The organism is Vibrio coralliirubri (assembly GCF_024347375.1).
Classification (GTDB): Bacteria; Pseudomonadota; Gammaproteobacteria; order Enterobacterales; family Vibrionaceae; genus Vibrio; species Vibrio coralliirubri.
Window position 1 is genome coordinate 1,763,375 of sequence record NZ_AP025470.1, and the last position, 12,043, is coordinate 1,775,417.

Consider the following 12,043-nt stretch of genomic DNA (forward strand, 5'->3'; position numbering starts at 1 on the left):
GGAATGCTAAAATATTGACGTATATCAAATAGTGAAAGATTGTTATGATTTCTGAAAAGCCTGTGACGAAACGTGTTCAGTCTGGTGGCTGTGCGATCCATTGCCAGGATTGTAGTATTAGCCAGCTCTGTATTCCGTTTACTTTGAATGAATCTGAACTCGATCAACTTGATCAGATCATTGAGAGAAAAAAGCCTATTCAAAAAGGCCAAGAGTTATTTAAAGCCGGTGACGAGCTTAAATCTCTATATGCTATTCGCTCTGGAACGATCAAGAGCTACACGATTACCGAGCAAGGTGATGAGCAGATTACTGCATTCCACCTAGCGGGCGATCTTGTTGGCTTCGATGCGATTACTGGTGACCAACACCCTAGCTTCGCACAAGCGCTAGAAACTTCTATGGTATGTGAAATCCCATATGAGATTCTTGATGACCTATCAGGAAAAATGCCTAAATTGCGTCAGCAAATTATGCGCCTGATGAGTAACGAGATTAAAGGTGACCAAGAAATGATTCTGCTTCTTTCTAAGAAGAACGCGGAAGAGCGCCTTGCTGCATTCCTTTACAACCTTTCTACTCGCTTCTCTCAACGTGGCTTCAGCCCGCGTGAGTTCCGCCTAACGATGACTCGTGGCGATATTGGTAACTACCTTGGTTTGACTGTTGAAACAATCAGCCGTCTTCTAGGCCGTTTCCAAAAAGCAGACATCTTGAGCGTTAAAGGCAAATATATCACTATCGAAGATCACGATGCGTTGATGGAACTTGCTGGCGTTTCAAAAGAATAGTCTAGATATCAATGATGTAGTTCAATAATGAGCTACATCATGTTTCTCTCTTAAAACCTCTTATATTTCTCTTAATCTCTCCATAACTACGCTACATTATTTATATGTTCGGTCTGAAAAGTAGGCTTAGTTATGAGTATCTATAACAAAATTTTAGTTGTCGCAGACATTAATCACGATGAGCAACCTGCTCTAGTTCGTGCTATCCAACTTGCTAAGAAAAGCACCTCAACAAGCCACATCACTTTCTTTTTGTCGATATACGACTTCTCGTATGAAATGACATCTATGCTCTCTATCGATGAAAGAGACGCAATGCGCAAAGGCGTCATTCATCAACGCGAAATTTGGATGAATAAAGTCGCAGAACCTTACCTAGATGATTCTATTGAATTTAATGTACAAGTGGTTTGGCATAACCGCCCGTATGAAGCGATCATTGCCGAGGTATATAGTGGCGAGCACGATATCTTAATCAAAGGCACGCGAAAGCACGATACCTTGGAATCTGTCATCTTCACTCCAACCGATTGGCACTTATTGAGAAAGTGCCCTAGCCCAGTGCTATTGGTTAAAAACGATTTCTGGCCAGATCACGCGAAGATTTTTGCTTCAGTTCATGTAGGTTCTGAAACAGAAGCTCATTTAGAGCTTAACGATACGATGGTCGACAGATTGCTAGAGATCACCGGTCGTTTGGATGCAGAACCTTTCTTGGTGAATGCCTACCCGGTGACACCTGCGAATATTACCATTGAACTGCCAGAGTTTGATCCAACGTCTTATACCGACGCAGTTCGTGGTCATCACTTAACAGCAATGAAAGCATTGCGCCAGAAGCACGGTATGTGTGAAGAGCAAACTGTGGTCGAGCAAGGCTTGCCTGAAGATGTTATTCCTCGTGTCGCTTCTGAAAATAACGCTGCTATGGTGATCCTAGGCACAACCGGTCGTACTGGCTTGTCTGCCGTATTTATTGGTAATACAGCGGAACATGTTATCGATAAGATTAACTGTGATGTGTTGGCTCTTAAACCGTCTGGTTACGTGAGCCCACTAGATCCTAACCTTTCGAAAGGTTAAGTCAGAGAAAAGTTTAACTTATAAAAAAACGCCTCAAGCATTGCTTGAGGCGTTTTTGTTTATCTAGAGCAACGCCATTCCAAATACAGAATCGCTAATATCATCTTTATCCAGTCAATTGGCTAAACGTTCGTTACGTCGATGAACATTGACTCATCAATGTTAGAAGATGAGATTTCAGCTTCTTCGAATTCGTACGCTTTGCGGTCTTCACTACGGTCTAGTGGAAGGTTCACGAAGTCAAACAGCTCGCGGTCAGCCAGTTGGCTTGGACTTACGTTCTGGATTGACTTGAAGATCTTCTCAACACGACCTGGCGTCTTCTTATCCCAATCAATTAGCATCGCTTTAATGTTCTGACGCTGTAGGTTCTCTTGAGAGCCACATAGGTTACAAGGAATGATTGGGAACTCTTTGTGCTCAGCGTATTTGATTAGGTCCGTTTCACGACAGTAAGTCAGTGGACGAATAACAACGTTACGACCATCATCTGAACGAAGCTTTGGTGGCATAGCCTTTAAGCGCGCACCGTGGAACATGTTTAGGAACATGGTCTCAACGATGTCGTCTAAGTGGTGACCTAGTGCGATCTTAGTTGCACCAATCTTCTCTGCGAATGAGTACAAAGTACCACGACGAAGACGAGAACATAGGCCACACGTTGTTTTGCCTTCTGGCACTTTCTCTTTAACCACTGAATACGTGTCTTTATCTACGATGTAGTAAGGAATGTTCAGTGTTTCAAAGTACTCAGGAAGAATGTGTTCAGGGAACCCAGGTTGTTTTTGATCTAGGTTTACTGCCACAACATCAAATTTGATCGGTGCTGCTTCACGTAAACGTAGCAAAATGTCTAGCATCGCAAATGAATCTTTACCGCCACTAATACATGCCATTACTACGTCATTCTCTTCGATCATGTTGTAGTCGATGATGGCATTTCCAACATTTCTTCTCAGACGTTTCTGAAGTTTGTTGAATTCAAGTGTTTCTTTTCTATTATCGTTTTGGTTCATTGCGACTCTCACACCGTCGTATTACCGACTGTAGATTGCTAGTGGGACTGTTTTAGGGCGTGGATTATACGGATTTTTATTTGATGTTGAAATAGTAACGGCAGGATAAACAAGCTGAGTAATAGAAAGATTCTGCTTTTATTGTTCGATAAGCGCCCTAAACGGTAGAGAAACGTGGCTTCACAAGCTTTCGGTTTGTATTGCAGATAAAGAAAAGCAGCCTGCTCTTATTCGATGAGGCTGCTTTAAGATATGTCATAAAAGCTTAGGGGAATGATTCCGCTAAGCTTTTACTTCACTAACAATGATTCCATTAAAAATTATTGCGCGGGAATGTAGGGTAATACGCGAACTGTTGGTTCTGGTAACGTGATGCTGTCACTTCCATTCAGTTCTTCTAAGGTGAATTTCGCTCGCCCTTCTTTGATTGGTAGTTGCTTACCATTTGAAAGCTCGATGTTACCTTCCAGCTTATTAGCGAACTCTAGCGTTAGCCCTTGGATATCTGGCGTGAACCAACCAGAGAACATGCCGCTGACGTCTTCAAGCATCGCCTGCATCTGTGGTAATAGGTTTTCTATCTGTGCAACTTCTACTGTGCCAGCTAAAGGCTCTTGAGTCATCACAACTAAAGAGTACGCACACTCTTGTTCTTGAGTTTGTACAAAGATAAGAGGGTTTGCTGAGCGTAGGTTTTGATCTACCGGTAGAAGCAGTTCATTGGCTGGAGAGACTTTTAGCTCTTCGTAGTGCTCTTCTTTTTCCATCCAAGCTTTGCTGATGTGACAGGTTTGCTGAGCTTGTTGATCAACAAAGAAGACCGCAACTTTGACATCATCATGCCCTTCTTTGGTGTTGTTTTTCAGCTGAGTATAAAGCTTAGAATACGTGAACATGTATTCTTGCGCTGAAGCAGGAAGAGAAACCCCAAGGCTTAATGAGGCTAATAAAGCGAGTGCTGTCTTTTTCATTATTATAATCTTGTCGAAGTTGAGCGTTTATAAATAGAAAGAGCAGCCAATGAGCTGCTCTTTTTGTGACATTACTTGGTATAAGCCGACTATCGAAGGCAACCAAGTTGGTATCAAAATGAGTTACTTTTTCCAGTATACCTCGTTGTGACGGATCATAGCTTGTAAATCAGTCACATAGTCGGAACCTCGCTCAGAATATTTTAACAAGCCATTGGTGAGCTCTGTCGCCGTTGCGGTTGTTAAAAGGTCATCACCTTGCGCAGCAAGTTTTGCACGAATCGCTCTTAGATCGGCGTAAGCACGATTACGATTAAGGTTCATGAAGTAACGATGTACGGATTCTTGGCTTGAAGAGAAAGTGGCGACTTCATGCGAGCTACCTTCGTTACGTTGTAGCGGAACAAGGCCACAACCTTTGGTGTAACACCAATGTCCAAAATAGTTGTTCGCTTTGGTGGCGAAACGCGATGTTCCCCAAGCTGACTCATTTGCTGCCTGTGTCAGTACAAGCGCTTCTGGCAGCACATTGACGCGGTTAAGCATCTCTGTCAGCCATGCCTGATCCAAACCTTCACTAGGCACTGGCAAGCTGTATAACTTCCCTAACCTTTTCGCATAAGACGCGTCTTCAGAATCAATACTGCTTAAACCAGATTCAGAGAGCTTAGTTAAAAACGCGCGCTCTTTGGTGATACGCTTGTTTTCAATATTGATGCTTGGACGAAGGAACGAAAAGAACGTGTCCTTTTTCTCATTCACATCTTCGATGGCTGCAAAGTTTGGTGTGCTCGAAGAAACCGTCAAGTCACCAAACTGGTCAGCTGAATTGGAGGTCTGTTCTGTCGTACGTCGACGCTCTTCTTCTTGGTAAATATAAGGACCAATCAGTGAAATAGAGCCAACAAGAGCCAGTGCCGTCACTTTAAGCGCAAGTGATTTACTTGTGCTTGCCTGTGTGTCTTTATGCATCGAACACCTGTGGATTTTTGTTATTGTCGTCGTTATTGCTGTCGTTGTTATCGTCATCGCTCTTTGGACGATCTGAAGCAATCAGTTTCAACTTGATGCCAAACATCTCACGGTAAAGGATACCTTTCACGTGGAAGAAGAACGGAAGAACGAAGATTAAGCCAATGCCGTACATCATCGCAGCCACGATGAACATCAACATAACCATTAGGTAAATAGACGCGACTACGAAGATCTTCTTGTTTACCGCTCTTAATGAAAGCAGCAGCGATTGCATTGGCGGCACTTTCTTATCACATATAAGCAGAATCGAATGGCTGAACGCAAGTGAGAAGTAGATAGACAAGAACGGCAGAATCATACCTGCGATGCCTTGAAGCATTAGGCTAAACAAAGTCACTAGAATAACCGGAACCGTAAACTGCAAACCTTTACCGATGTGGCGCACTTTGGTTTGTAGGCCAGCGGCGTGGCTCATTGCCATTAAACAGATACCAGCATAGATAGGCGCACTGATCACTTCATAGCTAAAGTTCGCAATAAAAATCGATTCAACGATTTGTGGCGTGAACGACTCTGGGTCGATAACTGCATCCAAGATAACCGCAGGATCACCAAGCTGTAGTTTTAGTGCGATATAAAAGATAGCGAGCTGCACAAACATCAAAGCAATAATCGCTGGGGAAAACGAAAGAAAGTGACTTATCGTATGTTTCCAAGCTTCTTGGAATACAGCCGTTGCTTTGAGCTCATAATCGCCAGAAAGTGCACGGTTGATACTACCGCCCAAATTAAAATCTTTTTCGATGTCGTTGTTCATATTGATACCTAGGTGTGCCGATTAAGCGAAGCCACCTAACTTATTGATAAAAAATTACCTTCATTATACTCATATGTCGGATACAAACTAAAATATGAATCTGTAACAAGGCTTGCTTTTGCGTCTTAATGGTTAATAATTAGACACTTGTTAGGGTGTAAACCCAGTAAATAACAGTATGGTAAAGGATGTTTACTTTTACCTGCGAAATTTTTTATCTTCGAAAGGTAAAAAATGCTTTGAATTCACGTTTTTGGTGATTATGATGCGCGCCTTAAAGGTGTATAGCAACAGGTCTCAAATAGAACCAAGGTGGAGAAAAACAGACGTTGAACGCTAAAAAATCAGTAGGAAAGCCAGTAGTACAGCTAACTGGCATCAGTAAAAGTTTCGATGGTAAGGAAGTCATCGGCAATCTGGATTTAAACGTAAATCATGGTGAGTTTCTCACGATTTTAGGCCCATCAGGTTGTGGTAAAACAACCGTGCTAAGAATGATTGCGGGTTTTGAAACGGCAGATAGTGGTCAAATATTATTAGCTGAACAAAACGTAACCCAAGTTCCTGCTGAACAAAGGCATGTAAACACTGTATTCCAAAGCTATGCCCTATTCCCCCATATGACCGTTTTCGACAATGTGGCATTTGGCTTACGCATGCAGAAAGTTCCAAACAGCGAGATTGAACCTCGTGTAATGGATGCTTTGAAAATGGTGCGTCTAGAACAAATGGCACAACGAAAGCCACACCAGCTATCTGGTGGCCAACAGCAACGTATCGCAATCGCTCGTGCTGTCGTTAATAAGCCTAAAGTTCTTTTGTTGGATGAATCTCTATCTGCTCTGGATTACAAACTACGTAAACAGATGCAAATTGAGCTGAAACAATTACAACGCCAACTTGGTATTACGTTCATTTTTGTAACGCATGACCAAGAAGAAGCGCTGTCTATGTCTGACCGTATTATTGTTATGCGTGATGGCGTGATTGAACAAGACGGAACGCCAAGAGAGATCTACGAAGAGCCTAAGAACCTATTTGTAGCGCGTTTCATTGGTGAAATTAACGTATTCGAAGCGACAGCGAAATCTCGTCAAGATGAAAAACGCATTGTTGCGACAATCGAAGGTGAAGAGTCCATTATCTATCACGATAAAGACGTAACACCGGGTCAAAAACTGCAAGTATTGCTTCGCCCTGAAGATCTTCGTATCGAAGAAATTAAAGAGTCTGAGCAACGCGGTATTGTTGGCCACATTGTCGAGCGAACCTATAAAGGCATGACATTAGATTCAGTCGTAGAACTTGAATCTGGTATGCGTGTCATGGTTAGCGAATTCTTCAACGAAGATGACCCTGATGTTGATCACTCACTGGGCCAAAAAGTTGCAGTAACTTGGGTTGAGAGCTGGGAAGTGGTATTAGAAGATGAGCAAGAAGTTTAATTTACAAAACGCAATTGTTGCTTTAATCACAGGTTGGTTAGTGCTGTTCGTGATGATTCCAAACATCATGATCATTGGTACTAGCTTCTTAACTCGTGATGAAGCGAACTTGATCGAGATGACCTTCACTCTCGATAACTACGTGCGTTTGGCTGACCCGCTGTATTTTAAAGTGTTGATGCACTCTTTCTATATGGCAATTGTCGCAACCCTACTTTGTTTAATCATTGGTTACCCGTTCGCTTACATCGTGGCAAAAATGCCAGCGAAGTGGCGTCCAATCATGTTGTTCCTAGTGATAGTGCCATTCTGGACTAACTCTTTGATTCGTACATACGGATTGAAAATTGTACTGGGTACGCAAGGTGTCTTGAACAAAAGCTTGTTAGCGCTCGATATCATTGATAAACCGCTACGTATCATGTACTCAGAAACCGCAGTAATGATCGGTTTAGTGTACATCCTACTTCCGTTTATGATTCTGCCGCTGTATTCAGCGATTGAAAAACTGGACGATACGTACTTAGAAGCGGCTAAAGATTTAGGTGCGAACAAACTGCAAACGTTATTGAAAGTGGTACTGCCACTAACAATGCCGGGCATTATTGGCGGCTGTTTATTAGTACTACTGCCAGCGTTAGGTATGTTCTACATCTCTGACCTATTAGGCGGAGCTAAGAACCTATTGATTGGTAACGTGATTAAGAGCCAGGTGCTCAACGCTCGAGACTGGCCGTTTGGTGCAGCGACGAGTATCGCACTGACCATGGCAATGGCTGTGATGCTGTATGCCTACTACCGAGCAGGTAAGCTATTGAACAAGAAAGTGGAGCTAGACTAATGGGTCGCACAGTTAAGTTCAGCTTTATGGCGCTGGTATACGCCTTTTTATACCTACCTATTATCGTATTGATCGCTAACTCGTTTAATGCCAATAAGTTTGGTATGAAATGGGGTGGCTTCACCACTAAATGGTATGACGCGCTTATTAACAACGACAGCCTAATGCAGGCTGCGTGGCACTCGATCAACGTAGCGGTGTTCTCTGCAACAGCCGCAACGATTGTCGGGAGCCTTACAGCAGTAGCCCTATTCCGTTACCAATTCAAAGGTAAAGGCATCGTAAATGGCATGCTGTTCATTGTAATGATGTCTCCAGATATCGTAATGGCGATTTCGCTTCTTGCGCTATTCTTGGTAATGGGTGTTCAACTTGGGTTCTTTACCCTACTTGCTGCTCACATTACCTTCTGTCTACCGTTCGTTGTGGTAACGGTTTACAGTCGCTTGAATGGTTTTGATGTGAAGATGCTAGAAGCCGCAAAAGACTTAGGTGCAAGTGAATGGACGATTCTAAAGCAGATCATTCTACCTCTTGCTAAGCCAGCGGTTGCTGCGGGTTGGTTATTGAGCTTCACTCTGTCTTTGGACGATGTGATCATCAGCTCTTTCGTAACCGGCCCAACGTATGAAATCTTACCACTGAAGATTTACTCAATGGTTAAAGTGGGTATCTCTCCTGAGGTAAACGCCCTAGCAACAGTGATGTTAGTGGTGTCGTTAATACTGGTGATCATTTCTCAGTTATTAGCGAGAGAAAAAATCAAGTAAGTCTCCTACTCTATACAGAGACAGGCTTGATTAAGAAGTTAAGAGACTTCAAGTTCAAAAAAGTGTTAATCATAAACAGAATGGTAAATTGCCATTCTGTTTTTCTATCTACTGCCTTCGGGCAACGTTTAGTTTGGAGCTAACGTCAATGAAAAAATGGGCTACTCTATTAGCTGGTAGTGCATGTGCGCTTTCAATGTTATCTGCACCATCATTTGCAAAAGATAACAAAGAATTGGTATTCATGAACTGGGGACCTTACATCAACAGTGAGATTCTAGAACAGTTCACTGATGAAACTGGTATCAAGGTTATCTACTCGACTTACGAGTCGAACGAAACCCTGTACGCAAAGCTAAAAACACACAACAAAGGCTATGACCTAGTTGTGCCGTCGACTTACTTCGTATCTAAGATGCGTGACGAAGGTATGCTACAAAAGATCGACAAAACTAAGCTGAACAACTTCAAGAATCTAGATACTAACTACCTAGATAAGCCGTACGACCCAAGCAACGACTACTCTATTCCACACGTAGTTGCGATCACAGGTCTTGCTGTTAACACTGACATGTACGATCCAGAAGATTTCCAAAGCTGGGCTGATCTATGGAAGCCAGAGCTTGAAGGTCAACTGATGATGATGGACGACACTCGTGAAGTGTTCCACATCGCGTTGCGTAAGTTAGGTTACTCTGGTAACACAACCAACGAAAAAGAGATCGACGAGGCGTACGCTGAGCTACAAAAGCTAATGCCGAACGTTCTAGTATTTAACTCAGACAACCCAGGTGCGCCTTACATGTCTGGTGAAGTGGGTCTTGGTATGCTGTGGAACGGTTCTGCTGCTGCAGCGCAAAACGAAGGTCTACCAATCAAACTGGTTTTCCCTAAAGAAGGCGGTATCGGTTGGGTTGATAACTTCGCGATTAGCTCTGGTGCGGTAAACGTAGAAGCGGCTCATAAGATGATCGACTTCCTACTTCGCCCTGAGATTGCTGAGCAAATTTCTCGTGACACCGGCTACCTAACAGCCGTTAAAGCGTCTAACGAGAAGTTCAAAGACAGCCCTGCGCTATTCCCATCGCAAGAAGACCTTGATCGTGTTGAATGGCAAGCTGCGGTTGGCGATAAGACAGTGAAGTATGAAGATTACTTCATGAAACTTAAAGCAGGTCAGTAATTTAGCCTATTATCTCACAGCGACTAAGTAACGGGTTTACTTAACAGCCCGACGTAGAGAATCAATAAGTTAAAAATAAGAATATCAATGAATAGGCAGCTTAGGCTGCCTATTTTATTATATCGCTGCTATAATATAGCGCGATTTTTCGAAATCCTTTTACTTTGGGTTCACTACCCAGCTCCAAATCAAACAAATGAACGGAACAGTAATGAAAAAAACACTGTATACCGGCGCATTGTGTGCTGCTACTTTACTTTCTACACCCTCTTTCGCAGCTGACCAAGAACTGTATTTTTACAACTGGTCTGAATATATTCCAAATGAAGTACTAGAAGACTTCACAGAAGAGACTGGCATCAAAGTCTACTACTCTACTTATGAGTCTAACGAAAGCATGTACGCTAAGTTAAAAACTCAAGGTGCGGGTTACGACTTAGTGGTTCCTTCTACTTACTTCGTTTCTAAGATGCGTAAAGAAGGCATGCTTCAAGAGCTTGATAAAACCAAGCTAAGCCACTTTGCAGATTTGGATCCCAATTACTTAGATAAGCCATTTGACCCAAACAATAACTACTCAATCCCATACATCTGGGGTGCGACGGGTATTGGTATCAACTCAGACATGCTAGACAAGTCTTCAGTTAAAAACTGGGGCGATCTGTGGGATACGCAGTGGGAAGGTCAACTGATGATGATGGATGACTCTCGTGAGGTTTTCCATATCGCTCTATCTAAACTGGGCTACTCTCCAAACACGACTAACCCTGAAGAAATCAAAGAAGCCTACGAAGAACTTCGTAAGCTAATGCCAAACGTATTGGTATTTAACTCAGATTTCCCAGCGAACCCTTACCTAGCGGGTGAAGTGTCGCTTGGTATGCTTTGGAATGGCTCTGCTTACATGGCACGCCAAGAAGGCGCAACGATTGACATTATCTGGCCAGAAAAAGGCGCTATCTTCTGGATGGACAGCCTAGCAATTCCAGCAGGTGCTAAGAACACTGAAGCGGCTCATAAGATGATCGACTTCCTTCTTCGCCCTGAGAACGCTGCGAAAATTGCTCTGGAGATCGGTTACCCGACACCAGTTAAAACCGCTTACCCTCTTCTTCCTAAAGAATTTGCTGAAGACAAGAACGTTTTCCCACCGCAATCAGTGATGGATAACGGTGTTTGGCAAGACGAAGTTGGTGAAGCGAGTGTCATTTATGACGAGTACTTCCAAAAACTTAAAGTAAACAACTAGGTTCTTGCTAATAAGTTAATTAAAGCGGCGTAAGCCGCTTTATTTTTATCTACACTTTATATAGGATTGTATTAAACAATACGAAGTGCGATTTAATATGCCAGCAAACCCTATTTTATTGGTCGTGACACTGATGCTTCTCGCGTCATTCTTGATGCTTGCTCTCAGTTCGTTTATCCATATCGATTCAAATTACGACTTGTTTTTCGAAACAAACACGCTCGTGATTACCATGTATATCTATTACGTTGCTCGACATGCCATTCGCCCTCATAAAATCCTTCGCTGCGGCGCTCTACTGCTTATTTTCAACCTCTTTTATGATGTAACGACAGAGCTCAAATATCTTGATGAGTGGGCAGATAGAAACGAATTACTCGATACATTTCTTGAAGATGGTTTATTGCAGATCGCCTTCCTACTTATCGCTTACGGTATTACTGAACTGACAACCAAATTGAAAGATCAGGGCAAGCAAGATGAGCTAACAGGTTTATACAATCGTAAGAAATTCGACGCGATTCAGCTTAAGGAATTCGAGTTAATCTACTTTGATTTGGATGGATTAAAGAAAATCAATGACCGCAAAGGGCATCAAGTTGGCGATCTGATGATCGTTCGTTTTTCTCAAGCGCTCAGTCAAGCTGCACTTGAAGATGAAATGGTCTTTAGGGTTGGAGGCGATGAGTTTGTTGCGACAGCGCAGTTGGGCCGTGGAGGCGAGTTTGTTACTCAACTTACTAACCTACTGCATGGAGAAAACATCAGTTTCTCTTACGGCATTGAAGTGACCAATCAAGATAACTTTAAACAGGCGCTTATTGAGTCAGATAAGGCAATGTACGAGATGAAGAAAGCTCAACGAACATAATTGAACCTTGCATTAACGCCCGTTTCGCCTT

Annotated in this window: 12 protein-coding genes; 8 read left to right on the plus strand and 4 right to left on the minus strand. The window is 42.7% G+C overall.

Annotated features, from left to right (window positions below):
* Positions 1 to 44 precede the first annotated feature (44 nt).
* On the plus strand, positions 45 to 791 hold the full coding sequence (locus OCV20_RS07920) for an FNR family transcription factor (RefSeq protein ID WP_017059637.1): 747 nt from the start codon (positions 45 to 47) through the stop codon (positions 789 to 791).
* A 132-nt stretch (positions 792 to 923) separates the two neighbouring features.
* Positions 924 to 1,874: a universal stress protein UspE gene (uspE, locus tag OCV20_RS07925; protein WP_017070547.1), complete on the plus strand. Its 951-nt coding sequence runs from the start codon at positions 924 to 926 to the stop codon at positions 1,872 to 1,874.
* 122 nt (positions 1,875 to 1,996) lie between these two features.
* Here uspE and ttcA read toward each other — a convergent pair whose 3' ends face one another.
* The 4 genes from ttcA to OCV20_RS07945 all read right to left on the minus strand — a co-directional run bounded on the left by ttcA (position 1,997) and on the right by OCV20_RS07945 (position 5,653).
* Complete coding sequence (gene ttcA, locus OCV20_RS07930; RefSeq protein ID WP_017059635.1) at positions 1,997 to 2,890, minus strand: tRNA 2-thiocytidine(32) synthetase TtcA; 894 nt, start codon at positions 2,888 to 2,890, stop codon at positions 1,997 to 1,999.
* Positions 2,891 to 3,210: 320 nt separating this feature from the next.
* The gene (locus OCV20_RS07935) at positions 3,211 to 3,861 is read right to left on the minus strand and encodes a DUF2987 domain-containing protein (protein ID WP_048612083.1); all 651 of its coding nucleotides are present in this window, start codon (positions 3,859 to 3,861) and stop codon (positions 3,211 to 3,213) included.
* 123 nt (positions 3,862 to 3,984) lie between these two features.
* A complete protein-coding gene (locus OCV20_RS07940; RefSeq protein WP_086774434.1) occupies positions 3,985 to 4,833 on the minus strand; it encodes a glucosaminidase domain-containing protein in 849 nt (282 codons plus the stop codon).
* On the minus strand, positions 4,826 to 5,653 hold the full coding sequence (locus OCV20_RS07945; protein WP_048612081.1) for a DUF2189 domain-containing protein: 828 nt from the start codon (positions 5,651 to 5,653) through the stop codon (positions 4,826 to 4,828). Before OCV20_RS07945 ends, OCV20_RS07940 begins: the two co-directional genes overlap by 8 nt.
* A 329-nt stretch (positions 5,654 to 5,982) precedes the next feature.
* On the opposite strand from OCV20_RS07945, the gene potA reads away from it, so the two are divergent.
* From potA to OCV20_RS07975, 6 genes are all read left to right on the plus strand, one after another.
* Positions 5,983 to 7,098, plus strand: a complete 1,116-nt coding sequence (gene potA, locus OCV20_RS07950) for a spermidine/putrescine ABC transporter ATP-binding protein PotA (protein ID WP_017059631.1) — start codon at positions 5,983 to 5,985, stop codon at positions 7,096 to 7,098.
* The gene (gene potB, locus OCV20_RS07955; RefSeq protein ID WP_017059630.1) at positions 7,082 to 7,939 is read left to right on the plus strand and encodes a spermidine/putrescine ABC transporter permease PotB; all 858 of its coding nucleotides are present in this window, start codon (positions 7,082 to 7,084) and stop codon (positions 7,937 to 7,939) included. Before potA ends, potB begins: the two co-directional genes overlap by 17 nt.
* Entirely contained in the window at positions 7,939 to 8,709 is a 771-nt protein-coding gene (gene potC, locus OCV20_RS07960; protein ID WP_004733706.1) for a spermidine/putrescine ABC transporter permease PotC, read from the plus strand. The genes potB and potC overlap by 1 nt, the downstream gene beginning before the upstream one ends.
* A 148-nt stretch (positions 8,710 to 8,857) precedes the next feature.
* Positions 8,858 to 9,892, plus strand: a complete 1,035-nt coding sequence (locus OCV20_RS07965) for an extracellular solute-binding protein (protein WP_017059628.1) — start codon at positions 8,858 to 8,860, stop codon at positions 9,890 to 9,892.
* Positions 9,893 to 10,103: 211 nt separating this feature from the next.
* A complete protein-coding gene (locus tag OCV20_RS07970; protein WP_086774435.1) occupies positions 10,104 to 11,141 on the plus strand; it encodes an extracellular solute-binding protein in 1,038 nt (345 codons plus the stop codon).
* Positions 11,142 to 11,226: 85 nt separating this feature from the next.
* On the plus strand, positions 11,227 to 12,012 hold the full coding sequence (locus OCV20_RS07975) for a GGDEF domain-containing protein (protein WP_086774436.1): 786 nt from the start codon (positions 11,227 to 11,229) through the stop codon (positions 12,010 to 12,012).
* Positions 12,013 to 12,043 lie beyond the last annotated feature (31 nt).

What these genes read in the sequence shown, in the direction of transcription:
- OCV20_RS07920 (WP_017059637.1), top strand. Translation starts at nt 45, where the DNA reads ATGATTTCTGAAAAGCCTGTGACGAAACGTGTTCAGTCTGGTGGCTGT.
- uspE (WP_017070547.1), top strand. Translation starts at nt 924, where the DNA reads ATGAGTATCTATAACAAAATTTTAGTTGTCGCAGACATTAATCACGAT.
- ttcA (WP_017059635.1), bottom strand. Translation starts at nt 2,890, where the DNA reads ATGAACCAAAACGATAATAGAAAAGAAACACTTGAATTCAACAAACTT.
- OCV20_RS07935 (WP_048612083.1), bottom strand. Translation starts at nt 3,861, where the DNA reads ATGAAAAAGACAGCACTCGCTTTATTAGCCTCATTAAGCCTTGGGGTT.
- OCV20_RS07940 (WP_086774434.1), bottom strand. Translation starts at nt 4,833, where the DNA reads ATGCATAAAGACACACAGGCAAGCACAAGTAAATCACTTGCGCTTAAA.
- OCV20_RS07945 (WP_048612081.1), bottom strand. Translation starts at nt 5,653, where the DNA reads ATGAACAACGACATCGAAAAAGATTTTAATTTGGGCGGTAGTATCAAC.
- potB (WP_017059630.1), top strand. Translation starts at nt 7,082, where the DNA reads ATGAGCAAGAAGTTTAATTTACAAAACGCAATTGTTGCTTTAATCACA.
- potC (WP_004733706.1), top strand. Translation starts at nt 7,939, where the DNA reads ATGGGTCGCACAGTTAAGTTCAGCTTTATGGCGCTGGTATACGCCTTT.
- OCV20_RS07965 (WP_017059628.1), top strand. Translation starts at nt 8,858, where the DNA reads ATGAAAAAATGGGCTACTCTATTAGCTGGTAGTGCATGTGCGCTTTCA.
- OCV20_RS07970 (WP_086774435.1), top strand. Translation starts at nt 10,104, where the DNA reads ATGAAAAAAACACTGTATACCGGCGCATTGTGTGCTGCTACTTTACTT.